General features: G+C 69.8%; 19 protein-coding genes. 13 read left to right on the top strand and 6 right to left on the bottom strand.

The annotated features are described in order from the left end of the window. Window positions 1–2,943, bottom strand: coding sequence for a tetratricopeptide repeat protein (locus OO70_RS35115; RefSeq protein ID WP_043680438.1), 2,943 nt, complete (start codon window positions 2,941–2,943; stop codon window positions 1–3). Next, window positions 2,943–4,769: an HSP90 family protein gene (locus tag OO70_RS35120; RefSeq protein WP_043680441.1), complete on the bottom strand. Its 1,827-nt coding sequence runs from the start codon at window positions 4,767–4,769 to the stop codon at window positions 2,943–2,945. Before OO70_RS35120 ends, OO70_RS35115 begins: the two co-directional genes overlap by 1 nt. A 169-nt stretch (window positions 4,770–4,938) precedes the next feature. Here OO70_RS35120 and recG point away from each other — a divergent pair, with 169 nt between their 5' ends. From recG to mutM, 8 genes are all read left to right on the top strand, one after another. Next, window positions 4,939–7,146, top strand: a complete 2,208-nt coding sequence (gene recG, locus OO70_RS35125; protein WP_043680443.1) for an ATP-dependent DNA helicase RecG — start codon at window positions 4,939–4,941, stop codon at window positions 7,144–7,146. Window positions 7,147–7,224: 78 nt separating this feature from the next. Next, on the top strand, window positions 7,225–7,812 hold the full coding sequence (rsmD, locus tag OO70_RS35130; RefSeq protein WP_043680446.1) for a 16S rRNA (guanine(966)-N(2))-methyltransferase RsmD: 588 nt from the start codon (window positions 7,225–7,227) through the stop codon (window positions 7,810–7,812). A gap of 26 nt (window positions 7,813–7,838) precedes the next feature. After that, complete coding sequence (gene coaD / locus OO70_RS35135) at window positions 7,839–8,318, top strand: pantetheine-phosphate adenylyltransferase (protein ID WP_199827476.1); 480 nt, start codon at window positions 7,839–7,841, stop codon at window positions 8,316–8,318. Window positions 8,319–8,417: 99 nt separating this feature from the next. Next, a complete protein-coding gene (locus tag OO70_RS35140; RefSeq protein WP_043680453.1) occupies window positions 8,418–9,491 on the top strand; it encodes an ATP synthase F0 subunit B in 1,074 nt (357 codons plus the stop codon). A 133-nt stretch (window positions 9,492–9,624) separates the two neighbouring features. After that, window positions 9,625–10,278, top strand: coding sequence for a YceD family protein (locus OO70_RS35145; protein ID WP_043680456.1), 654 nt, complete (start codon window positions 9,625–9,627; stop codon window positions 10,276–10,278). Between the two features lie 2 nt (window positions 10,279–10,280). Further along, window positions 10,281–10,454: a 50S ribosomal protein L32 gene (rpmF, locus tag OO70_RS35150; RefSeq protein WP_015657589.1), complete on the top strand. Its 174-nt coding sequence runs from the start codon at window positions 10,281–10,283 to the stop codon at window positions 10,452–10,454. 19 nt (window positions 10,455–10,473) lie between these two features. Further along, a complete protein-coding gene (gene rnc, locus OO70_RS35155; protein WP_043680461.1) occupies window positions 10,474–11,319 on the top strand; it encodes a ribonuclease III in 846 nt (281 codons plus the stop codon). A 78-nt stretch (window positions 11,320–11,397) separates the two neighbouring features. After that, window positions 11,398–12,252 (top strand): bifunctional DNA-formamidopyrimidine glycosylase/DNA-(apurinic or apyrimidinic site) lyase, encoded by an 855-nt coding sequence (gene mutM, locus OO70_RS35160; protein ID WP_043680464.1) that lies wholly within the window; start codon window positions 11,398–11,400, stop codon window positions 12,250–12,252. Here the strand turns inward: mutM and OO70_RS35165 are convergent. Together OO70_RS35165 and OO70_RS35170 are read right to left on the bottom strand one after the other, a co-directional pair. Next, window positions 12,249–12,650 carry a winged helix-turn-helix transcriptional regulator gene (locus tag OO70_RS35165; RefSeq protein ID WP_043680467.1) on the bottom strand — a complete coding sequence of 134 codons (402 nt, stop codon included), beginning with the start codon at window positions 12,648–12,650 and terminating at the stop codon, window positions 12,249–12,251. The two genes, mutM and OO70_RS35165, sit on opposite strands and share 4 nt — an antisense overlap. A gap of 89 nt (window positions 12,651–12,739) precedes the next feature. Further along, the gene (locus OO70_RS35170) at window positions 12,740–14,056 is read right to left on the bottom strand and encodes a CAP domain-containing protein (protein WP_043680694.1); all 1,317 of its coding nucleotides are present in this window, start codon (window positions 14,054–14,056) and stop codon (window positions 12,740–12,742) included. A gap of 155 nt (window positions 14,057–14,211) precedes the next feature. Between OO70_RS35170 and OO70_RS35175 the strand changes: the two genes are divergently transcribed. From OO70_RS35175 to OO70_RS35190, 4 genes are all read left to right on the top strand, one after another. Then, window positions 14,212–14,493, top strand: a complete 282-nt coding sequence (locus tag OO70_RS35175) for an acylphosphatase (protein ID WP_078651682.1) — start codon at window positions 14,212–14,214, stop codon at window positions 14,491–14,493. 393 nt (window positions 14,494–14,886) lie between these two features. Beyond that, window positions 14,887–15,087, top strand: a complete 201-nt coding sequence (locus OO70_RS35180) for a hypothetical protein (RefSeq protein WP_033282668.1) — start codon at window positions 14,887–14,889, stop codon at window positions 15,085–15,087. A gap of 218 nt (window positions 15,088–15,305) precedes the next feature. Continuing rightward, complete coding sequence (gene smc / locus OO70_RS35185) at window positions 15,306–18,911, top strand: chromosome segregation protein SMC (RefSeq protein WP_043680471.1); 3,606 nt, start codon at window positions 15,306–15,308, stop codon at window positions 18,909–18,911. Window positions 18,912–19,119: 208 nt separating this feature from the next. Continuing rightward, a complete protein-coding gene (locus OO70_RS35190; protein ID WP_043680474.1) occupies window positions 19,120–20,541 on the top strand; it encodes a sugar porter family MFS transporter in 1,422 nt (473 codons plus the stop codon). Window positions 20,542–20,627: 86 nt separating this feature from the next. On the opposite strand, the gene OO70_RS35195 is transcribed toward OO70_RS35190, so the two are convergent. Together OO70_RS35195 and OO70_RS35200 are read right to left on the bottom strand one after the other, a co-directional pair. Next, window positions 20,628–20,987 carry a hypothetical protein gene (locus OO70_RS35195; RefSeq protein WP_234337015.1) on the bottom strand — a complete coding sequence of 120 codons (360 nt, stop codon included), beginning with the start codon at window positions 20,985–20,987 and terminating at the stop codon, window positions 20,628–20,630. Between the two features lie 52 nt (window positions 20,988–21,039). Beyond that, window positions 21,040–22,011 (bottom strand): LLM class flavin-dependent oxidoreductase, encoded by a 972-nt coding sequence (locus OO70_RS35200; protein WP_043680480.1) that lies wholly within the window; start codon window positions 22,009–22,011, stop codon window positions 21,040–21,042. A gap of 178 nt (window positions 22,012–22,189) precedes the next feature. On the opposite strand from OO70_RS35200, the gene ftsY reads away from it, so the two are divergent. Next, window positions 22,190–23,377 carry a signal recognition particle-docking protein FtsY gene (ftsY, locus tag OO70_RS35205; RefSeq protein WP_043680483.1) on the top strand — a complete coding sequence of 396 codons (1,188 nt, stop codon included), beginning with the start codon at window positions 22,190–22,192 and terminating at the stop codon, window positions 23,375–23,377. The last annotated feature ends 77 nt before the right edge of the window (window positions 23,378–23,454 follow it).

Here is a 23,454-nt window from a genome sequence, read left to right on the forward strand (position 1 = left end):
CTACTCCTGGGCCGTCTGCTCCTCCATGAGCTGGAGCAGCTGCTCCGCCTCGGCACGACGCGCCTGTACCGTCTCGTCGCCGTCGTCGGCACCCTCGTAGGCCTTCAGCACGCCACGCGCGCGTGCCGCCGCGTCGGCCGGGCGGCTGAGGTCGGCCTCCAGCCAGCCCGCGGCGAGTTCGGCGCCGGTACGGGTGTGCACCGCGCCCTCCCCGAGGGCGGCGAACACGGAGACCGCCTCCGCCGTCTGCGTCAGGGCGTCCTCGAACGCGGTCTGGATCGCGGTGTCCTCGGCCTCCTCGGCGACGGAACGGGCCAGCAGTTCGCCGAACTGGCGGTGGGTGTGGCCGAGTTCACCGGTGAGCCGCTGCCGCGCCTCCTCGTCGTCCGTCACGAGCAGCGCCGCCTCGCACTCCTCGATCGCGGCCGACATCAACTCCCGCGCACCGTCCAGGCCCCGGTCCTCCCGGTCCGCGCGCAACGCCAGCCACCCGCGGGCGCGCAGCGAGCGGACGAGCCCGTGCACGTTCCCCAGGGACCGCCACAGTTCACCCGCGCGCGCGTACGCCTGATCCGCCTCGGCGTGCAGCCCCGCGTGCCCCAGCGACTCGGCCGCGAGGTGCGCGAGCGTCGCGTGGTCGTTCTGCTCGGGCCACTCCCGCGCGATCTCGGCGGCCTGCAACCGCCGCTCGGCAGCCGCCCGGTGCTCGCCCAGCTCGCTCAGACAGTCCCCGAGCCACCACTGCGTCTGTACGACCGCACCGTCGCCGTGCGTCTCGGCCGTTAGGTCGGGCAGCGCCGACTCCAGCACCTCCGCGGCCTCGGCCCATCGGCCCTGGCGCAGCAGGAAGCCGCCCAGCTGGTGCCGTGCCCAGGCGCCCAGCGTCGGGCCCTCGCCCGCCTCGTCGGACCAGTGCGCGGCCTCCAGGGCGTGTTCCGCGGCCTCCTCGGACCGCCCCCGGCCGCCGAGCACCTCGGCGAGCTGAAGATGCAGTTGCGCCCGCCCTGGAGCCTCCAGATACGGCCCGCCGTGCTCCAGGGCCGCCCGCAGCGCCCGCTCCGCCTCCGCGACGTCCCCGAGGTGATGGGCGAGCCCGGCCAGCCGGGCCTCGTACTCCACCGCGAACCACGGCAGCCCCGCACCCACGAAGGCCGTCGTCGCCTTCGAGAACAGCCGTACGGCCGTCTCCACGTCCCCGCCCCGCACCGCGAGCTCGGCCAGCATCGCCTGCCCCTCGGCCCCCCGCGCGGCCAGCCGGACATCGTCCCCGGTGTGCCCCTCGACAAGGGCCAACACTTCTCGTACGGCGGCTTCGGCGGCGGCCAGGACCGCACTGTCGGGGGAGTCGCCCGGGTCCTCCTGCACGCCCCGCATCAGAATGCGGGCCCGGCTCATCAGCACGGCCGCCGTCTGCCGTACGCCGGTGCCGTCCTCGGAGTACAGGGCGAGCACCCCGTCGTAGGGCTCGGCGATCGCCAGGAGAGCCTCGTCGATCTCGCCCGTGAGAGCACGTACGTACGCTCCACGCGCGCGTGCCGCCAGCGCCTCCCCGGGGTCGCCCGCCTCCGCGTACAGCTCGGCGGCGCGCTCGAAGAGGGCGATGCCCTCCGGGCCCTGGTCCATTGCCTGGTGGTCGGCGATCTCGGCACGGTCGAGGGCGGCAAGCTCCACGCCCTCGGCGGCCCGGGCGACCGCCAACCAGGCCTCTACGGCGTGCGGTTGGAGCGTGTCCGACAACCGCCGCGCCTCCGTGAGGAGTTCGGCGAGGTCCTTCTCCGAGGCGGGTTCAGGTGTGGTGTTCGTCTGTACCGGTGCCGCGACCGGCCGGCCCGCCGAACGCACTCCCAGGGGCAGCCGTTCCACCAGGGGCCGCTGGTCCATACGCGCGCGTGCCCGGTCGCCGACGTACGTCGTGCCGTTGCGCTCGTCGAAGCGGGCGGCCAGCGCGAGGGTCTCCACGCGTGCGTGCGCGGCGAGTTCGCGTGCCGTCCACGCGCGGCCGGCCGGTCCCGGCACCCGCTGGTCGCCGAGCCCCAGCTCGGTCAGGCGGTCCATCAGCAGGGTCACCACGGACAGGAAGTCCAGCCCGCTACGAGGGTTCCCGGAGTCCGTGAAGTACGCCGGACGCTCCGCGAGCAGCTCGAGACCGCGCGCCTCGTTGCCGCTCAGCGCGCAGAACTCCACATGGTCCGCGTACGCGCCCCGCATGCTCTCCATGGGCCGTACGAGACGGAAACCCCGAAGGTGATGGGCGCGCGCCTCGTCGGCCCGCCCGAGGCGCAGCAGGGGCGCCAGGGAGGACGCCAGGACGGTGTGCGGCTCGTGGGCGCAGGTGAACTCGCCCTCCAGGACCGGCTCCCACAGGGTGAGGGCCTCGGCGTCCCGCTCGCGCCGCACCTGCCACTCGCCCTGGCTGTGCAGCTCGCACGCGTGGCAGTCGGCCATGGTGTCCCGGTCGGCGGCCAGCCACGCGGCGTAGGCCCGCTCGGCCCTGTCCAGGTCCCCGATGTGCGAGGCGACGCTGAACTCGGCGCTGCGGACGGCCCGTTCGGAGTGTCCGGCCAGCCGGTAGCGGTGCTCCATCTCGCCGAGCCACTTCTCGATGGAGGCGAGCGGGATGTGCGGCTGGCCGAGCATGCCGGACGACATCCACTTGAAGACCCAGTGCAGCGAGTGGACCTCGTACTCGTCGAAGTCCTCGGGCTTCTCGTCCCACATGCGCAGCAGGCGCGCGAAGGGGACGAACATCTTGTCCTTCTCGGAGCTGTAGTTGTAGACCTTCAGCTGGTGTCCGAGCGCCTCGATCACCGCGAGCGGGATGTCCAACTTCTCGGCCTCTGCGAGCAGTTGCTCCGCGCGCGCGTTGCGGGCCGGTCCCTCCGGCTCCTCGGAGTTCTCCGCCATCGCCCGGCGCAGCGCGTCGAAGTCCGTGATCCCTGTCATCAGTGGTCGCCCTCCCCGTGTGTGGCCCACTCCAGGAGGCCGATGAACGCCCGGTTCAGCAGTGCCGAGTCGGCGGGGCGCAGTGGTCGCTGCGCCATCAGGAGTGCCTGCCCGTACAGGGACTCCGTGGCCGTCCCGATCAGGTCCCGGTCCCTGAGTGAACTGATGCGCCGGATCAGCGGGTTGAGATGGTTGAGCACGAGACGCGCGCGTGGAGCGCTGCCCCGCAGCGAGCCGAGAATGCCCGCCCACAGGTCGTCGGCCTGCTCCTCGGCCTCCGCGCGGGCCTGCTCGTGCCGGGCCGAACGGTCGTCCAGGTGCAGCGCGGGCACCGACAGCGGATGGAAGGCCCGCAGGACGACGTCACAGCCCAGGGGGTCCAGTTTGGCCCGCGCGGCGGCCAGGAAGTCCGCCAGCGCCAGTTCCTCGGCCGGGTCGACCGAGTCCAGGTGCGCGGTCACGGTGTCCGAGTCCAGCTCGGCGACCACCGTCCCCGGGCGCACCGACGGCAACGCCTCGACCAGCTCGCCGTCGTAGGTGTAACCGCCGTTGATCACCCCGATGCCCTGCGCGGACGCGATCGGGGCGACCTGCCGGTACTCCTCGACGGTCCGCGTGAAGTGCACCACCGGGTGCCGTTGCGCGAACTCCTCCAGGGAGACCCGTCCGTCGGTCGTCTCGAAGGGGAGCCACGGCAGCATCGTGCGCAGCATCTCCTTGTCGTGCCGCGCCAGGGACTTCACCCCCAGGTGGTGCACCGACAGGAACGCGGCCAGCCGCTCCGGATCGCCCGCCGCGAGCCCGGTCAACCAGGAGCGAATCCTTTCCCCGAGCGCCTCCCGTACGGCGGCCAGCGTCTCGTCCTCGTACAGCGACTCGCGCGAGGCCGTGGGCCGCAGACTGTCCGTGTCCAGCACACAGCGCACGAAGAACGCCCAGTCGGGCAGCAGCTGTTCGGCCCGCTCGGTCAGCAACATGCCCTTGAGATGCACCCGGTGCGTCGCGCGCTGCGCCGGACTCACCGCCGACGGCAGCACATAGGCCACCCCTCGGATACCGGCGAGCGGCACGGACAGCTCGATCGAGTCCAACGGCGTGAACCCGAACAGCTCGTGACAGTGCCGCGCCAGCGCCACCCGCCGCGTACTGGGACTCGGGTACGACCGGTCCCAGGGCGCGGGCAGATCGGTGATCGCCTCACCGTCCACCCGCACGTCGTACGGCAGCAGCGCCCCGAAGTCCCGCGCCAGCGCGAGGACCCGCTCCTTGGTGAGCCACTCCCCGGCCCCGGCGCGCGCCACCAGGTGCACGGTGGTGCCCGGTTCGGGGTGCTCGGAGTCGGGCAGCGTCCGCACGGTGTACGAGCCGTCGTCGGTCGCCGTCCACTCCACGGGCGGCGCGTCGGGCGTACGGGCGCTGCGGCTGACGACCCGGATCCGCTCGGCGACCACGAAACAGGCGAGCAGCCCGATGCCGAACTGGCCCAGGAATTCGGAGCGGACCTCCTGGAGCCCGTCGGCACGCTTGGAGCTACGGCCGATGGTCGCGAGGAGGTTGTGCACGTCCGCCTCGGTGAGCCCGACGCCGGAGTCCTCGACGCGCAGGGTGCCGCCCTCGGCGTACAGCCGCACCAGGGCAGGGGAGTCGGGCTGCTCGGCCCGGCGGGCGGTGATCGCGTCCACCGCGTTCTGCAGCAGCTCGCGCAGATAGACCTTGGGGCTCGAGTAGAGGTGATGGGAGAGCAGGTCAACCAAACCGCGCAGGTCGACCTGGAACGTATGAGGTGACTGGGATGCCTGGGATGACTGTGAGGTCTGGGAGTCCATCGTCGCAGCGCCGAGGTGGGGGAAGGTGCGAACGGCGCGGGGGTCGGGCGGTCCCTGTGAGGCGGTGACCGCGGGGGATGGCCGGAGCGCGCCATCCTAGGCCTCGAACGACCCGTCTGACCAGGGGTTTCGCAAGACGTATACGGCATTGTCAGTGGCGTGGTGTGCAATGGATCTCGTGCCCGCACTGGAAGAACCACTGAAAAAGGTGCTCGGCCCCGCCACCGCGAAGGTGATGGCCGAGCATCTCGGCCTGCACACAGTGGGCGACCTCCTGCACCACTACCCGCGCCGATACGAGGAGCGTGGCCAGCTCACACACCTCGCCGAGCTGCCGATGGACGAGCACGTCACCGTGGTCGCCCAGGTCGCCGACGCCCGCCTGCACACCTTCGCGTCCAGCAAGGCCCCCCGGGGCAAGGGCCAGCGTCTCGAAGTCACGATCACGGACGGCAGCGGCCGGCTCCAACTCGTCTTCTTCGGCTCGGGAGTTCACAAACCCCACAAGGAACTGCTGCCGGGCACGCGCGCGATGTTCGCGGGCAAGGTCTCCGTCTTCAACCGCCGTCTGCAACTCGCGCATCCGGCGTACGAGTTGCTGAAGGGCGACGCCGAGGAAACCGTGGAGACATGGGCGGGCACCCTGATCCCCATCTACCCCGCCACCGCCAAACTCGAGTCCTGGAAGATCGGCAAGGCCCTCCAGACGGTCCTGCCCAGCGCCCAGGAGGCCGTCGACCCCCTCCCGGACTCCCTCCGCGAGGGCCGCGGCCTGGTCTCCCTCCCGGAAGCCCTCCTCAAGATCCACCGCCCCCACACCAAGGCGGACATCGCCGCCGCCCGCGACCGCCTCAAGTGGGACGAGGCCTTCGTCCTCCAGGTGGCCCTCGCCCGCCGCCGCCACACCGACGCCCAACTCCCCGCCGTAGCCCGCAAACCGTCCCCCGACGGCCTCCTCACCGCCTTCGACGACCGCCTCCCGTTCACCCTCACGGACGGGCAGGTGAAGGTGTCCAGGGAGATCTTCGACGACTTGGCGACCGAGCATCCGATGCACCGACTGCTGCAAGGGGAGGTCGGATCGGGGAAAACGATGGTCGCCCTCCGCGCCATGCTCGCCGTGGTCGACGCGGGCGGACAGGCCGCGATGCTCGCCCCCACCGAAGTGCTCGCCCAGCAGCACCACCGCTCCATCACCGAGATGATGGGGGAGTTGGCCGAGGGCGGGATGTTGGGCGGGGCCGAGCGGGCGACCAAGGTCACGCTGCTCACCGGGTCCATGGGGACGGCCGCCCGGCGTCAGGCCCTCCTCGACCTCGTCACCGGGGAGGCGGGGATCGTGATCGGCACGCACGCGTTGATCGAGGACAAGGTGCAGTTCCACGACCTGGGCCTGGTCGTGGTCGACGAACAGCACCGCTTCGGCGTGGAACAGCGCGACGCCCTGCGCGGCAAGGGCAAACAACCCCCGCACCTCCTTGTCATGACCGCCACCCCCATCCCGCGCACGGTCGCCATGACAGTGTTCGGCGACCTGGAGACCTCCGTCCTCGACCAGCTCCCGGCCGGCCGCTCACCGATCGCCACCCACGTCGTCCCCGCCGCCGACAAACCCCACTTCCTGGCCCGCGCCTGGGAGCGGGTCCGCGAAGAGGTGGGCAACGGCCATCAGGCGTACGTCGTCTGCCCCCGCATCGGCGACGAGGACGACGACCCCAAGAAGGCCGGCAAGAAGAAGTCCCCCGAGGACGAGGCCGAGAAGCGCCCACCGCTCGCCGTCCTCGACATCGCCGCCCAACTCGCCAAGGGCCCCCTCCAGGGACTCAAGATCGAGGTGCTGCACGGCCGTATGCACCCCGACGACAAGGACGCCGTGATGCGCCGCTTCGCCGCCGGGGACACGGACGTCCTGGTCGCGACGACGGTCATCGAGGTCGGCGTCAACGTGCCCAACGCCACAGCCATGGTCATCATGGACGCCGACCGCTTCGGCGTCTCCCAACTCCACCAGCTCCGCGGCCGGGTGGGCCGTGGCTCGGCCCCCGGCCTCTGCCTCCTGGTCACCGAGATGCCCGAGGCCAGCCCCGCCCGCCAACGCCTCAACGCCGTCGCCTCCACCCTCGACGGCTTCGAACTCTCCCGCATCGACCTGGAGCAGAGGAGAGAGGGTGACGTGCTGGGACAGGCGCAGTCCGGCGCCCGTACTTCCCTGCGGGTGCTGTCCGTCATCGAGGACGAGGAGGTCATCGCGGAGGCTAGGGAGGAGGCGACGGCGGTGGTGGCGACCGATCCTGAACTGACGGGACTTCCCGGCTTGCGTACGGCCTTGGACGCCCTCTTGGACGAGGAGAGAGAGCAGTACCTGGAAAAGGGCTAGCGGCGATGCCCTAGGGGCGCGGGGAACTGCGCGACCAGCCACAATGGACCTGCACTCACCCACGAACAAGGACCCCAGATGACCCGCGTGATCGCCGGCGAAGCCGGCGGACGTCGACTCGCCGTCCCGCCCGGCACCGGAACCCGCCCCACCTCCGACCGCGCACGCGAGGGCCTCTTCTCCACCTGGCAGTCCCTCCTCGGCGCCCCCCTGAACGGCGAACGAGTCCTCGACCTCTACGCAGGCTCAGGCGCCATCGGCCTCGAAGCCCTTTCCCGCGGCGCGAGCCACACCCTCCTCGTGGAGGCCGACCCGAAGGCCGCGCGCGTCATCAGGGAGAACGTCAAGAACATCGGCCTCCCCGGCGCCGAGGTCAGGGCGGGCAAAGCGGAACAGATCGTCAGGACACCGGCGCCGGCGGAGCCGTACGACATCGTGTTCCTGGACCCTCCGTACGCCGTCACGGACGACGATCTTCGGGAGATTCTGCTCACACTCCGGACGGAGGGCTGGCTCGCGGACGACGCTCTCGTCACCGTGGAGCGCAGCACCAGAGGCGGCGAATTCGGGTGGCCGGACGGGTTCGACGCGATCCGGGCCCGTCGTTACGGCGAGGGGACCTTTTGGTACGGTCGCGCCGCCTCTACGTGCGAAGACGCACGATGACCGGACCGGAGAGCGAGGGAACTCAGTTGCGCCGCGCCGTTTGTCCGGGGTCGTTCGACCCCATCACCAATGGACACCTCGACATCATCGCCCGTGCCTCCCGGCTGTACGACGTGGTGCACGTCGTCGTGATGATCAACCAGTCGAAGAAGGGCATGTTCACCGTCGACGAGCGGATCGAGCTGATCCGCGAGGTCACCGCGGAGTTCGGCAACATCCAGGTCGAGGCCTACCACGGCCTGCTCGTCGACTTCTGCAAGCAGCGCGACATCCCCGCCATCGTCAAGGGCCTGCGCGCGGTCAGCGACTTCGACTACGAACTCCAGATGGCCCAGATGAACAACGGACTGTCGGGCGTCGAAACCCTGTTCATCCCAACCAGCCCCACCTACAGCTTCCTGTCGTCCTCGCTGGTCAAGGAGGTCGCGCAGTGGGGCGGCGACATCTCCCACCTGGTGCCGGCGGTCGTCCTGGAAGCGCTCCAGAAGCGGCTCGGCAAGGCCTGAGGGACTGACAGTGCGTCACCCGGTGTCGGGCGGGGCGGGAGTGGTCGTACAGTCGACCCGTCCGTCTCCAACACGTCGGTAGAGAGTGGCGAGCACACGGTGGACGTGCAGAAGAAGCTCGACGAGATCGTCGCCTCGGTCTCCAGCGCCCGGTCCATGCCCATGTCGGCCTCGTGCGTGGTCAACCGCGCCGAGCTGCTCACGCTGCTCGAAGAGGTGCGTGCGGCCCTGCCCGACTCGCTGGCCGAGGCGCAGGAGCTGATCGGCGGCCGGCACGAGATGGTCGAGCAGGCCCGCCAGGAGGCCGAGCGGATCATCCAGACCGCGCACGCCGAGCGCGGCTCGCTGATCTCCGACACCGAGGTGGCCCGCCGCTCGCAGAACGAGGCCGACCGCATCCTCGCCGAGGCCCGCCAGGAGGCCGAGGAGGTCCGTGCGGAGGCCGACGACTACGTCGACTCCAAGCTCGCCAACTTCGAGGTCGTCCTCACCAAGACCCTCGGGTCGGTGGGGCGAGGCCGCGAGAAGCTGCTCGGTACGGGCCCGGGCATCGACGACCAGGGCTACGAGGACGAGGACGCCCCCGAGCGCAGCCACGACCCCGAGACCCTGCGCCGCGACGCCGACGCGTACGTGGACGTCAAGCTCGGCGCCTTCGAGGCGGTCCTCGCCAAGACCCTGGAGGCCGTAGGAAAGGGCCGGCAGAAGCTGCACGGGCGGATCGCCAGCGACGACCTCGGGGCTCTCGCCCTGGACGACGAGGGCAACCAGGTCCAGCACACCAGCGACGCCGACTACCTCGCCGACCTCGCGACCGTCACGGACACCCCGGTCTCGAACACCCCGCTCCAGCCCGAGCAGCAGGACTACGCCCCGCAGGCGGCCTACGACTACCAGCAGACCGCGCAGCAGCAGGACCCGTACGGCTACCAGCAGCAGTACGCCCAGCCCCAGCAGCAGGACCCCTACGGGTACCAGCAGGCCGACCCGTACGCCTACCAGGGCTATGACACGGGCCAGCAGCCCGTGTACGACCCGAACCAGATGCAGCAGGCCCAGGTCGACCAGCAGGCTCAGCAGCAGGGGTACGCGCTCGACGAGACCAGTCTCTTCGACACCGGCATGATCAGCGCGGAGCAGCTGCGGGCGTACGAGCAGGGTCGAGGCCTGTAAGGAACCACCGGATTGGGCCGTGAGCGAAAGGTCCAGTATCCTGGCTCTTCGGTCGCGTGTACGTCCGCGATCAACGCTGCCCGGAAGCACCGAAGGGCAGCGTCCTCTTGAGCTAGCAGACCGAAAGACAGGGATGGCTCTGAACGCCCGCCTCGACCACCGCAACCCTCTCGTGTTCGACACTCACGAGCTGGGGCGGCGTCCTGGTGCGCTGCAGCGCCTGAACCGTTCGATCGACGCTCCCAAGGATCTCGGGATCCAGGGAGTCATCGGAGTGCCGGAAGGCGCACCGGTGGAGCTCGACCTCCGGCTTGAGTCGGTCATGGAAGGTGTGCTTGTCACAGGCACCGCCCGTGCACTGGCGAAGGGGGAGTGCGTAAGGTGTCTGGAGCCGCTCGAGCTGTCGCTCGAAGCGGACTTCCAGGAGATGTTCTCGTACCCTGACGCCGACGACCGTGGCCGTGTGAAAGCGGAACCGGTCGACGACGCCGAGGAAGACGAGGACAGGCTCTTCATCGAGGACGGCCTGTTCGACCTCGAACCCGTGCTGCGCGATGCGGTGGTGCTCGCACTGCCGATGCAGCCGGTGTGCCAGGACGACTGTCTGGGCCTGTGCTCCGAGTGCGGAGCGCGGCTCACGGACGACCCGGACCACCACCACGAAGCCGTCGACATCCGTTGGGCGGCACTGCAGGGACTCGCCGGTTCACTCGAAGACGGCGAGAAGGACGAGATCAGTGGCGAAGCGCCCCGACCGGCGCGCGCCAACGAGAAGCAGGAGAAGTAGCCGTGGCTGTTCCGAAGCGGAAGATGTCGCGCAGCAACACGCGCCACCGCCGGTCGCAGTGGAAGGCTGCGGTCACCCCTCTGGTTGCGTGCGAGCGCTGCCACGAGCCCAAGCAGCAGCACATCGCGTGCCCGTCTTGCGGCACGTACAACAAGCGCCAGGTCCTCGAGGTCTGAGCGGCTGGTGAGAGGCTCCATGTCTGACGTCAAGGCGGAATCGACCGCCAAGAAACAGGCGGACACGGCCTCGTCCCACACGCTGTTGGAAGGGCGGCTCGGGTATCACCTCGAGTCCGCCCTTCTGGTGCGTGCGCTGACCCACCGTTCGTACGCGTACGAGAACGGCGGTCTGCCGACGAACGAGCGGCTGGAGTTCCTCGGGGACTCCGTGCTCGGCCTCGTCGTCACGGACACGCTGTACACGACCCACCCCGACCTGCCCGAAGGCCAACTGGCCAAGCTGCGGGCCGCGGTGGTCAATTCTCGTGCGCTGGCGGAGGTCGGTCGCGGTCTGGAACTCGGCTCCTTCATCCGGCTCGGCCGCGGTGAAGAGGGCACGGGTGGCCGGGACAAGGCGTCCATCCTCGCCGACACCCTTGAAGCGGTGATCGGCGCGGTCTATCTCGACCAGGGCCTCGACGCGGCCTCCGAACTGGTACATCGCCTGTTCGACCCGCTCATCGAGAAGTCCTCGAACCTCGGTGCCGGCCTGGACTGGAAGACCAGTCTCCAGGAGCTCACCGCGACCGAGGGGCTCGGTGTCCCCGAGTACCTGGTCACGGAGACCGGCCCCGATCACGAGAAGACCTTCACTGCTGCCGCCCGCGTCGGAGGCGTCTCGTACGGCACCGGCACCGGCCGCAGCAAGAAGGAGGCGGAGCAGCAGGCCGCCGAGTCCGCCTGGCGGTCCATCCGGGCCGACGCGGACGAGCGTGCCGAGAAGGCGAAGGAGACGGCCGAACAACAGGCCGTCGAAACCGCCGCCGAGGCCGCTGAGCAGCCTGCCGAGGAGAGCGCCGACCAGTCGTCGGCGTCCGCCTGACCGAACAGTGCGACCCGAGCGCCCGTCCCCGAGTGGGGCGGGCGCTCGGCTCATTCACCCGTGACCACAGGGGATGCCATGCCCGAGTTGCCCGAGGTCGAGGTCGTCCGGCGAGGCCTGGAGCGGTGGGTCGCCCGGCGCACCGTCGCCGACGCCGAGGTGCTGCATCCGCGTGCGGTACGGCGTCATGTCGCCGGTGCCGACGACTTCGCGCACCGGCTCAAGGGGCATCGCATCGGCACCCCCAGCCGGCGCGGCAAGTACCTGTGGCTGCCGCTGGAGGACACCCACCAGGCGGTGCTGGCGCACCTCGGGATGAGCGGTCAACTCCTGGTCCAGCAGCACGAGTTCCCCGACGAGAAGCATCTGCGCATCCGGGTCCGCTTCGCCGACGGCCTCGGCACCGAACTCCGCTTCGTCGACCAACGCACCTTCGGCGGGCTGTCGTTGCACGACACCACCCCCGACGGACTGCCGGACGTCATCGCGCACATCGCGCGTGACCCCCTGGACCCGTTGTTCGACGACGAGTTGTTCCACCAGGCCCTCCGCCGCAAGCGCACGACCATCAAACGGGCCCTGCTCGACCAGTCGTTGATCAGCGGAGTCGGCAACATCTATGCGGACGAGGCCCTTTGGCGGGCCCGCGTCCACTACGAACGCCCGACCGCGACCTTCACGCGCCCGCGCACCGCCGAACTCCTCGGTCACGCACGGGACGTGATGAACGCGGCCCTCGACGTCGGCGGCACCAGTTTCGACAGCCTGTACGTCAACGTGAACGGGGAGTCGGGCTACTTCGACCGCTCGCTCGACGCGTACGGCCGCGAGGGTCTGCCGTGCCGGCGCTGCGGTACGCCGATGAGCCGGCGGGCGTGGATGAACCGGTCGAGCTACTTCTGCCCGAAGTGCCAGCGGGCACCCAGGCCTTAGAGGCCGCCGCGCGTCTCGTCGTAGCGCGTGCGGGCCGCGAGGACGTCGCCCATGCGGCTCTCCACGAAGTCGACGAGTCCCATCAGGCGTTCGGCGACGCCGTGTCCCAGCGGGGTCAACTCGTAGTCCACGCGGGGCGGGTTGGTCGGCTGGGCCTCGCGGTGCACCAGGCCGTCGCGCTCCAGGGCGTGCAGGGTCTGCGAGAGCATCTTCTCGCTCACGCCGTCGACGCGGCGCCGCAGTTCGTTGAAGCGCAGGGAGCCCTCGTGCAGCGCGCACAGGGTCAGACCGCCCCAGCGGCCGGTGACGTGCTCCAGGGTGACCCGGGAGGGGCATGCTTTGGCGAACACGCTGTACGGGAAGTTCTGCTCCTCCGTACGCTCCTGAGTGGTGTCCATTTCAACAGCGTACGCGAACGCAGCGCTAACCAAAAGGGAGCACTAACCAGAGGTTAGTGCTCCCTGTCGGAATCGGTGCCAGTCTTGGACTAGTACCCGAAGTCCTGCGTCCACCAGGGGCCGCCGGTGCCGAAGTGCACACCGACGCCCAGGGTCTTGAAGTCGCAGTTCAGGATGTTGGCCTTGTGGCCGGCGCTGTTCATCCAGGCGTCCATGACCGCGGCCGCGTCGGCCTGGCCGCGGGCGATGTTCTCGCCGCCGAGGTTGGTGATGCCGAGCTTCTCCGCCCGGTCCCACGGGGTGGCCCCGCTGGGGTCGGTGTGGTCGAAGAAGTCCTCGGTGGCCATCTGCGTGCTGAAGTTCTCGGCGAGTTCGGTCAGCGCGCTGTTCGCGGCCACCGGGCTGCAGCCGACGAGGGCCCGCTGCTCGTTGACGAGCTTGAGCACCTCGGCCTCGGCGGCGGCCTCCGCGGAGACCGTCACCGGCGCGGCGGCGGACTGCGTAGGCGTCGGAGTGGTGGGCTTCGCCGAGGGAGTCGTGGTCGGCTCCTCGGTCGGGGTGGCCGTCGGCTTCTTCGCCGGGGCCTTGGCGGCGGGCGCGGTGGCGGACTTGGTCGGAGCCGCCGAGGGGGAGGCCGGGCGGTTCGCGTCGCGGCTCGTGGACGAGCCGTCGTCGCGCGACTCCGCGCTGCCGGAGGTACCGCCCTGCTCGGTCGCCGAGTTGGACGGCGAGCCGGCGGCCTGCACCTTGTCCGAGCTGTTGCCGCCGCCGAGCTTGTAGTTCTCCAGCCCCGGCATCGCACCCGCGGCGACCGCCACCGTGCCGATGGCGACGGCGGCGGAGACACCGATCAGGCCCGTCTTGACCGGCGTCACGCTCTTGCGCTTACGACGGCGTCCGCGGCCCGGGCGTGAACCGTCGCCCCGCGAGGAGGCGCCGGCCGCCTCGGGGAAGACCACGGCGTAGTCCTCCTCGGTGGCGAACAGATAGGCCTCGCTCTTCAGGCGTCCTTCGGCCTTCAGACGGGACTCGGCCCGCAGACGGGCTTCGCTCTTCGGCGGGACCTCGTGGTGCGCGTGGCCCTGGTGGTCCGTGGGGACCTGGTGGTCCGTGGGGACCTGGTGGTCCGTGGGGACCTGGTGGTCCGTGGGGACCTGGTGGTTCGCGTGGGTCTGGTGCTGCTGGTGGAACTCGGCGGGACCCTCGGGGTGCAGATAGGGCGCCATGCCTATCGTCGAGCCGTCTGCCGGGTTCCAGCCGGAGTGGTCGTTCCGGTCGGAGCGGTCGTTCCAGTCGTACGAGTCATGCGGGTCGTAGCCGCTCGTATATGAGCCGTGCGTCTCTGTGACCCCCGTGGCGCGGCCCGTGGCGGCGCGGCCGGCGGCGGAGCGTCGGTGGCGTCCCATGTCCTTGCCTTTCGTCCTTGCGGTCAACTCGTCCGTGCGGTGACCCAGCTCACTCGATCGAGTGAGTTTCATATGAGATTCATTGGGGCGGACGGTACCGCATGGCGCGAGGGGAGCAAGTGCCCAGAGAGGTTTTGGCCGGTTAGGTTGCAGCCATGAGCGAGGATGTGCGGATGGTCGCCTGGGTGCGAGGGCGTGTGCAAGGTGTGGGTTTTCGGTGGTTTACCCGTGCCAAGGCTCTGGAGATCGGGGGCCTGAGTGGTTTTGCTCTCAATTTGGGCGACGGACGCGTGCAAGTGGTCGCCGAGGGGGCGCGCGAGGGCTGCGAAGGACTCCTCGGTTGGCTCCGGGGGCACGACACGCCCGGGCGCGTGGACGGCGTCACCGAGATCTGGGACACACCTCGTGGCGGCTACGACGGCTTCGCGATCCGCTGAGCACATTCTGCGAAACGGTGTAAACCGGCCCTGGCGGAAGCGGGGGAACATGCCACCGGCAGCTGCCCATAGCAGAAATTGCCTGGTGGTTGCCAAGAACGGCTCGCTCTGGCAGGCTCACCGGCTAAGAATGATCGCCACCCGCTGAGAGGCCCCGCAGGAGTCGCAACGCCGCCCGCTCCGGGCCGCGTGCCCCCGGGTTGCCCACCAATACGGCGCGTGATCGTGTTGACCGTCAAACATTTTGGTGAGACGCTGAAAACCCCGCGCACCTTAGCTGTTTGGCATGGAAGAACAGCAGAGCAACCCTCGAGTGTGTCAAGCATCGCGGGTGCGATTCCCTCACGACCCACACCGCTTCGGTCGGTCACTCAGTGTGGAGGACCATCCATCATGGCAAAGGCGCTTCTCGGTTACGTCGGCGGCTCTGACCCGCGACTCCTCGCCGAGATGCGACGGCTCCAGCAACGCGTCCAGGACCTGGAATCCGAGCTCGTTCGGATCCAGGACGAGAACGACGCGCTGACGGCTGCCGCAACTCACGATTCGCTTCTCGAGCTCGACGCACGCCAGGCGGAGCCCGCGCTCACCTGATCACTGCGACGCATCACATGACAAGCAGTGGTTGGGCGGACTGCATCAACCGCTAAATTGTCAGAGTTTGCAAGGGACGCTTCGGCGTCCCTTCTTTCTTTCCCCCGCCTGCCTCCACCCTCTTTAACGTTTGGTGTGCCCTGCACGTTCAAGGGCGAAACCGCGGGGAACCGGACGTTCATGGAGAGAGCGAGCGGCGGAAGGTAGAGTCCAGCGGCGTGCACCTCAAGGCCCTGACCCTGCGAGGGTTCAAGTCGTTCGCCTCGGCGACCACGCTCCGGTTCGAGCCGGGGATCACGTGCGTCGTCGGTCCGAACGGCTCGGGCAAGTCCAATGTCGTGGACGCGCTCAGCTGGGTCATGGGCGAACAGGGCGCCAAGTCGCTGCGCGGCGGCAAGATGGAGGACGTCATCTTCGCCGGCACCACCGGCCGCCCCCCGCTGGGCCGCGCCGAGGTGTCCCTGACCATCGACAACTCCGACGGGGCACTGCCCATCGAGTACGCCGAGGTCACCATCACGCGGATCATGTTCCGCAACGGCGGCAGCGAGTACCAGATCAACGGCGACACGTGTCGCCTCCTCGACATCCAGGAACTCCTCTCCGACTCCGGCATCGGCCGCGAGATGCACGTCATCGTCGGCCAGGGCCAGCTCGACTCCGTGCTCCACGCCGACCCCATGGGCCGCCGCGCCTTCATCGAGGAAGCGGCCGGAGTCCTCAAGCACCGCAAGCGCAAGGAGAAGGCACTCCGGAAACTGGACGCGATGCAGGCCAACCTCGCGCGCGTGCAGGACCTCACGGACGAACTCCGGCGCCAGCTCAAGCCCTTGGGCCGCCAGGCCGCCGTCGCCCGCCGCGCCGCCGTCATCCAGGCCGACCTCCGCGACGCCCGCCTCCGCCTGCTTGCCGACGATCTCGTACGACTGCGTCAGGCGCTCAACACCGAGATCGCCGACGAGGCCGCGCTGAAGGAACGCAAGGAAGCCGCCGAACTGGAGCTGCGCAAGGCACTCCAGCGCGAGGGGCTCCTGGAGGACGAGGTACGGCAGCTCACGCCGCGCCTCCAGCGCGCCCAGCAGACCTGGTACGAGCTGTCCCAGCTGGCCGAGCGGGTACGCGGCACGATCTCGCTCGCCGACGCCCGGGTGAAGAGCGCGACCTCGGCACCGCCCGAGGAACGGCGAGGGCGCGACCCCGAGGACATGGAGCGCGAGGCCGCCCGGATCCGCGAGCAGGAAGCCGAGTTGGAAGCGGCCCTGGAGGCGGCCGAGCACGCCCTGGAGGACACGGTAGCCCACCGCTCCGAACTGGAGCGGGAGTTGACGGCCGAGGAACGGCGACTGAAGGACGTGGCCCGTTCCATCGCCGACCGCCGAGAGGGCCTCGCCCGGCTCAACGGCCAGGTCAACGCGGCCCGTTCACGCGCCGCCTCCGCCCAGGCCGAGATCGACCGCCTCGCCTCCGCCCGCGACGAGGCCCAAGAACGGGCCGTCACCGCGCAGGAGGAGTACGAGACACTCCAGGCCGAGGTCGACGGCCTTGACGCCGGCGACGCGGAACTCTCCGAGCGGCACGAGGCGGGCAAGCGCCAACTGGCCGAGGCAGAGGCCGCGCTGACGACAGCGCGCGAGGCGGCCACCGCGGTGGAACGCAAGCGAGCGGCCACCCAGGCCCGCCACGAGGCGCTGGCACTGGGCCTGAGGCGGAAGGACGGCACCGGGATACTGCTCGGCTCACGAGATAGGCTCACCGGAGTCCTGGGCCCGGCGGCGGAGCTGCTGACGGTAACCCCGGGCCACGAGGTAGCTCTGGCAGCAGCCTTCGGCGCCGCGGCGGACGCGATCGCGGTGACGACTCCGGCGTCGGCAGCCGACGCGATCCGCTTGCTGCGCAAACAGGACGGCGGCAGGGCAGCGCTGTTGCTGGCAGGGGGCGTTGACCATACGACGCCGACCACTGAGGCGCCCTATAGGGGCGCGGGGAACGGCGCGACCAGCCACGACGAACCCGCAGACGCCCAACGACCTTTCGCAGCCGAGCTGGTCCGCGCCCCCGCCGACCTCATGCCCGCAGTCCGCCGCCTCCTCCACAACATCGTCGTCGTGGAAACCCTCGAAGACGCTGAAGAACTCGTATACGCGCACCCCGAGTTGACCGCAGTAACCGCCGAAGGCGACCTGCTCGGCGCCCACTTCGCCCACGGCGGTTCCGCCGGCGCCCCCAGCCTCCTCGAAGTCCAGGCCTCCGTGGACGAAGCGGCCGCCGAGCTGGAGGAACTGGCCGTCCGCTGCGAGGAGTTGGCCGACGCACAGCAGGCCGCAGGCGAGCGCCGCAAGGAATGCGCCGCACTCGTCGAGGAGTTGGGGGACCGGCGCCGCGCCGCCGAGCGCGAGAAGTCCGCCGTAGCACAGCAGTTGGGCCGGCTCGCAGGCCAGGCGCGGGGCGCCGCCGGCGAGGCCGAGCGGTCGACCGCGGCGACGGCACGGGCGCAGGAGGCGCTCGACAGGGCCGTGGAAGAGGTCGAGGTGTTGGCCGAGCGGCTTGCCGTGGCCGAGGAGATGCCGGTCGAGGAGGAGCCCGATACGAGCGTGCGGGACCGGCTCGCCGCCGATGGTGCCAACGCTCGGCAGACCGAGATGGAGGCGCGGCTTCAGGTCCGTACGCACGAGGAGCGGGTCAAGGGGCTTGCCGGGCGGGCCGATTCGCTCGACCGTGCCGCACGCGCGGAGCGTGAGGCACGCGCGCGTGCGGAGCAGCGGCTCGCGCGGCTGCGGCACGAGGCGGCCGTGGCGGAGGCGGTTGCCTTCGGGGCACGGCAGTTGCTCGCGCACGTCGAGGTGTCCCTGCGCCGCGCCGACGAGGAGCGGACCGCCGCCGATGCCGCCAAGGCGCGGCGCGAGCAGGAGTTGGCCGCTGCCCGCAATCAGGGGCGCGACCTCAAGGGCGAACTCGACAAGCTGACCGACTCGGTGCACCGCGGTGAGGTGCTCGGTGCCGAGAAGCGGATGCGGATCGAGCAGCTGGAGACGAAGGCGCTGGAGGAGCTGGGCGTGGAGCCGGCGGGGCTCGTCGAGGAGTACGGCCCGCACCAGCTCGTGCCGCCCTCGCTCGCCGCCGAGGGCGAGGTGCTGCCGGACGACCCGGAGGACCCGCGCAATCAGCCCCGGACGTTCCACCGCACCGAGCAGGAGAAGCGGCTCAAGTCGGCCGAACGGGCGTACCAGCAGCTCGGAAAGGTCAACCCGCTCGCGCTGGAGGAGTTCGCGGCGCTGGAGGAGCGGCACAAGTTCCTCAGCGAGCAGCTGGAGGACCTGAAGAAGACCCGCGCCGACCTGCTTCAAGTGGTGAAGGAGGTCGACGAGCGCGTCGAGCAGGTCTTCACCGAGGCCTACCGGGACACGGCCCTGCAATTCGAGGGTGTCTTCAGCAGACTGTTTCCGGGTGGCGAGGGCAGGTTGATCCTGACCGATCCCGACAACATGCTCACCACGGGGGTGGATGTGGAGGCCCGCCCGCCCGGCAAGAAGGTCAAGCGGCTCTCCCTGCTCTCCGGCGGGGAGCGGTCCCTTACGGCCGTGGCGCTCCTGGTGTCGATCTTCAAGGCACGGCCCAGCCCGTTCTACGTGATGGACGAGGTCGAGGCGGCGCTCGACGACACCAACCTCCAGCGGCTGATCCGGATCATGCAGGAGCTGCAGGAGGCCTCGCAGCTGATCGTCATCACCCACCAGAAGCGCACGATGGAGGTCGCCGACGCGTTGTACGGCGTCTCCATGCAGGGCGACGGGGTGTCGAAGGTCATCTCTCAGCGTCTTCGCTAGACCTCCATCAAGCGTTCAAGTGTTGAACGCACTGCCGCTGCCTGCGGGGTTGAAGTTCACAGGAGACCCCCTGTTGACTTCGAAACTTGAAGGCATATTCTCTGCAACGTTGCTTTTACCTTCAGGTGGTGGGCAGCGGGAAGCTGTGCGCCACTGGAAGGGTCGCCCCCCACCCCGGCAGCGACGCCGGTGGCCTCAGGAGTTACACGTGACCAGCACTGCGCAGGCACCTCAGTCAGGAGCCGGGTCGGCTCATCCCGAACATCTCGGGCACGTCATCTTCATCGCGGCGGCGGCCGCGATGGGCGGCTTCCTCTTCGGCTACGACAGTTCCGTGATCAACGGCGCCGTAGAGGCCATCCGGGACCGCTACGACGTAGGCTCCACGCTCCTGGCGCAGGTCATCGCGATCGCCCTGATCGGCTGTGCGATCGGCGCCGCGACCGCCGGCCGGATAGCCGACCGCATCGGCCGTATCCGCTGTATGCAGATCTCCGCGGTGATGTTCACCGTCAGTGCCGTCGGTTCGGCGCTGCCCTTCGCGCTCTGGGACCTCGCGTTCTGGCGGGTCATCGGCGGTTTCGCCATCGGTATGGCCTCCGTCATCGGCCCGGCCTACATCGCCGAGGTCTCGCCGCCCGCCTACCGCGGCCGGCTCGGCTCCTTCCAGCAGGCCGCGATCGTCATCGGCATCGCGATCTCGCAGCTGGTCAACTGGGGTCTGCTGAACGCCGCCGACGGCGACCAGCGCGGCAAGCTCATGGGCCTGGAGGCCTGGCAGGTCATGCTCGGCGTCATGGTGGTCCCGGCCGTCCTCTACGGCCTGCTCTCCTTCGCCATCCCCGAGTCCCCGCGCTTCCTGATCTCCGCGGGCAAGCTGAGCCGCGCCCACGACGTGCTGCGTGAGGTCGAGGGGGACGACATCGACCTGGACGCCCGCGTCGCCGAGATCGAGCACGCGATGAAGAGCGAGCACAAGTCGACCTTCAAGGACCTGCTCGGCGGTGGCGGCTTCTACTTCAAGCCGATCGTCTGGGTCGGCATCGGCCTCTCGGCCTTCCAGCAGCTGGTCGGCATCAACGTCGCGTTCTACTACTCCGCCACGCTGTGGCAGTCCGTCGGCGTCGACCCGACCCAGTCGTTCTTCTACTCCTTCACGACGTCGATCATCAACATCATCGGCACCGTGATCGCCATGATCTTCGTGGACCGCGTCGGCCGTAAGCCGCTGGCCCTCATCGGCTCGGTCGGCATGGTCGTCGGTCTCGCGCTGGAGGCCTGGGCCTTTTCCTACGACCTCGTCGACGGCAAGCTGCCGGCCGCGCAGGGCTGGACCGCGCTGATCGCCGCGCACGTCTTCGTCCTGTTCTTCGCCCTGTCCTGGGGTGTCGTGGTCTGGGTCTTCCTCGGCGAGATGTTCCCGAACAAGATCCGCGCCGCCGCGCTCGGCGTCGCCGCCTCCGCGCAGTGGATCGCCAACTGGGCCATCACCGCGAGCTTCCCGTCACTGGCCGACTGGAACCTCTCCGCGACCTACGTGATCTACACGGTCTTCGCCGCGCTCTCCATCCCGTTCGTCCTGAAGTTCGTGAAGGAGACGAAGGGCAAGAAACTGGAGGACATGGGCTGACCCGGCCCTCCTCATGAGCTCGGGGAGACGGGCTCAATCCCCCGCCGCCCGTCTCCCCGAAACCCCTCCGCCGTACGCCGGCGGACTCACCAGATCAGGACGCCGCCGCCGATCTCCCGGGCCCGCAGGGCCGCCGCCTCGATGTTGTCCAGCCGGCTCCCGACGAGGTCGGAAGGCTCCCCGGTGCCGGCCGCGACGGCGTCGAGATGGGCCCGCAGCAGCGCGAGCTCGTCCAGAAAGCCGGGCACGTCGGAGGCCTCGACGTACAGGTCGCTGGAGGCCAGCACGGGAAGGTACGTGGCGCCGAGCGAGCGTACGGCCTGCGAACCCCACACGGTCTCGCGCCAGTTCTCGAACCCGGCCGAGTCGTCACACCCCTCCGGAACGTCCAGGACGTTCCACTTGCCATCCGGGTCGCGCAGGAACACATCCACTGCCAAGGTCATGACCGCAGTGGACCACCGGCGGACCGGCCGGTCCACCGGTTGCGGGTAAGAGTCACTCCCCGAGCCTCGGCAGCACCCGTTCCGCGAACAGATGCAGGCTGCGCCATCCCTCGTCCACCGGCATCCCGCCCGACAGCGGATGCAGTACGAGATTGTCCAGACCCAGCGCCACGCACTGGTCCGGCGTGAGGATGCGGTAGACGCCCTCCGCGCGCAGCTCCGCCACAGTCGTGGCCCCCGATTTCACCGCCGAGCGGATCTCCCCGGACTGCCAGGAGGCGTAGGTCCGCGCCTCGTGCAGGAAGTGCGCGCCGTACTCGGCCCAGGCCCGGTCCGGGTCCTCGGCGATGTGCAGCAGCGGGGTCTCGGCCCCCGGCATCATGGTCCAGCCTTCGGTGCCGTACTCGACCAGCCGGTCCTTGTAGTACGCCTCCAGTTCCGGCAGATGCGCGCTGGGGAAGAAGGGCAGGCCCAGCCGGGCGGCCCGACGCGCCGCGGCCTTCGAGGAACCGCCGACCAGCAGCAGGGGGTGCGGGTCGGAGAAGGGGCGCGGGGTGACCCGTACGGTACGGCCGTGGTACTCGAACTCCTCGCCGGACCAGGCTTTCACGAGGGTTTCGAGCACCTCGTCCTGGAGCCGGCCCCTGCGCTTCCAGTCCACGTCGAACTGGGCGTACTCCTCGGGCCGGTAGCCGATCCCGGCCACGGTCACCAGCCGGCCGCCGCTCAGCAGATCGAGTACGGCGATGTCCTCGGCCAGCCGCAGCGGGTCGTGCAGCGGGCCGATGATCGCCGACACGGTCACGGCGATGTGCCGGGTCGCGCCGAACACCGCGCCCGCGAAGGCGAAGGGCGACGGCATCCAGTTGTTGGCCACACCGTGGTGCTCCTCCGTCTGCACGGTGGTGATCCCGCGGTCGTCGGCGTACGCGGCCATCTCCAGGGCCGCCCGGTAGCGGGCGCTCAGCGAGGCGGGGGTCGCGCCGGGTTCGACGAGGTTGAAACGTACGACCGAGACGGGCATGGGAGGTCCCCCTTACGTGGTTGGTGGGGGACGGTAGCTGACGGTACGTCAGATGGCCATGGTCATGGCGATGACCATCCGGGCGTCGTCTCGGCGGCGATGCGGTCAGGCGGCGCCGACGCCCCGGCCGTGCCCGCGCTGGGCCCCGGCGAGGCCCATGGCTGATACTGGGTGGGTTATGGAAACCGTCATCCTTGCTGTAGTCATCGCCGTGGTCGTGCTCGGTGCGCTGGGCGGGCTCGTCGTCGGCAGTCGGCGCAAGAAGCCGCTGCCCCCGCCGCCCACCTCCGTCCCCGACATCACCGCCCCGCCGGCCGAGCCGCACGTCGGCGACGAGGCCGAGACGCCGCGCGACGAACCGCGCCGGACGATAGAGGAGGTGGATCTTCCGGACGGCTCGGCCCCGGTCGCCGTCGAGGAACCCCCCGTACTGGAGGTCCCCGAGCCGACCGCCGGGCGCCTGGTCCGGCTGCGCTCCCGGCTCTCCCGCTCGCAGAGCGCGCTCGGCCAGGGGCTGCTCACGCTCCTGTCGCGCGAGCACCTCGACGAGGACACCTGGGAGGAGATCGAGGAGATCCTCCTCACCGCCGACGTCGGCGTCGCGCCCACCCAGGAACTGGTCGACGCGCTGCGCGAGCGCGTGAAGGTGCTCGGCACCCGGACCCCGCAGGAGCTGCGCGCACTGCTGCGCGAGGAACTGCTCAAGCTGGTCGGCACCGACGTCGACCGCACGGTGAAGACCGAGCCCGAGGACCGCAAGCCCGGCATCGTGATGGTCGTCGGGGTCAACGGCACGGGCAAGACCACCACCACGGGGAAGCTCGCGCGGGTGCTCGTGGCCGACGGGCGGACCGTCGTGCTCGGTGCCGCCGACACGTTCCGGGCCGCCGCCGCCGATCAGTTGCAGACCTGGGGTGAGCGTGTCGGTGCCCACACCGTGCGCGGGCCCGAGGCCGGTGACCCCGCCTCCGTCGCCTTCGACGCGGTGAAGGAGGGCAAGGAGATGGGGGTCGACGTCGTCCTCATCGACACGGCCGGGCGGTTGCACACGAAGACCGGGCTCATGGACGAGCTCGGCAAGGTCAAGCGGGTTGTCGAGAAGCATGCGCCGCTGGACGAGATCCTGCTCGTGCTCGATGCCACGACCGGGCAGAACGGGTTGGTGCAGGCGCGGGTCTTTGCCGAGGTCGTGGACATCACCGGCATTGTTCTGACGAAGCTGGACGGGACGGCGAAGGGGGGCATCGTGGTTGCCGTGCAGCGGGAGCTGGGGGTGCCGGTGAAGCTGATCGGGCTTGGTGAGGGTGCGGATGATTTGGCGCCCTTTGAGCCGGAGGCGTTTGTCGATGCCCTTATTGGGGACTGAGCGCTCCGCTGGTTGGGCGGTTTTTGGCTGCGGGTCGGTGGGGGCTGGTCGCGCAGTTCCCCGCGCCCCTTGCAGGG

It is taken from the genome of Streptomyces xylophagus, assembly GCF_000716435.1.
In the GTDB taxonomy this organism is placed as follows: Bacteria; Actinomycetota; Actinomycetes; order Streptomycetales; family Streptomycetaceae; genus Streptomyces; species Streptomyces xylophagus.